The 706-nt window shown below is 36.7% G+C and carries 2 protein-coding genes; both read left to right on the top strand.

The features are described from left to right. The first annotated feature begins 58 nt into the window (after nucleotides 1-58). Nucleotides 59-292 carry a heavy-metal-associated domain-containing protein gene (locus ABS911_RS15235; RefSeq protein ID WP_350468251.1) on the top strand — a complete coding sequence of 78 codons (234 nt, stop codon included), beginning with the start codon at nucleotides 59-61 and terminating at the stop codon, nucleotides 290-292. Nucleotides 293-352: 60 nt separating this feature from the next. After that, complete coding sequence (locus tag ABS911_RS15230; RefSeq protein WP_003142315.1) at nucleotides 353-547, top strand: DUF308 domain-containing protein; 195 nt, start codon at nucleotides 353-355, stop codon at nucleotides 545-547. The last annotated feature ends 159 nt before the right edge of the window (nucleotides 548-706 follow it).

The following is a 706-nucleotide window of genomic DNA, read 5'->3' as shown; positions in this document are numbered from 1 at the left end:
GGCAGTGTTCATTAATCTGCTGCCGATAAAATAAAAACACATAAAGGAGATAGGAATCATGGAAAAAGCTATATTGCAATTAGAAACGTTGTCTTGTCCAAGTTGTATGCAAAAAATTGAAGGTGCCGTGAAATCAGTTAACGGTGTTGATAAAGACAGCCTTAAAGTATTATTCAACTCCAGCAAAGTCAAAACCAATTTTGATTCAGCTGTCACTTCGATTGAAGAGATTCAAAAAGCTATCGAAAACGTAGGCTATCCGGTCCTTAAAACAAAAGTCAAGACCGCTTAACAGAATATGTTTCTCGATTAAATAAATCATTAAAAAATATGCATAAGGAGAAGATAAATCATGAGTAATACAACTGGGCAATGGTTAGGATGGATTGGAATTCTTGTAGGGATAATCGCTTTCTTTTGGCAACCAGTATGGATGGGCGTAGCTGCAGTCGTTCTAGGAATCATCGGGTTATTTTCCCCACAGAAAGGACTCAACTGGGCAGCGATTATTATTGGGGCAATTGCGTTAGTCTTGCCACTTTTATAATCAGAAAATGTAATAACAGCGATAATAGGCAAAGAAGACCTGTTATGATGAAAATTTTTAATAAACTAATTAGTGAAGGATAACTATAAAGAATAAAGACGGCTTTATCGCGGCACTTGATCAAAGCGGTGGTAGTACACCAAAAGCTCTGAATGCTTA

Source organism: Carnobacterium sp., assembly GCF_040274425.1.
This window is presented reverse-complemented; position numbering and strand designations above follow the sequence as displayed.

Bases quoted from the DNA above. Each gene is read 5' to 3' on its own strand.
- ABS911_RS15235 (WP_350468251.1), top strand. From the start codon at position 59: ATGGAAAAAGCTATATTGCAATTAGAAACGTTGTCTTGTCCAAGTTGT.
- ABS911_RS15230 (WP_003142315.1), top strand. From the start codon at position 353: ATGAGTAATACAACTGGGCAATGGTTAGGATGGATTGGAATTCTTGTA.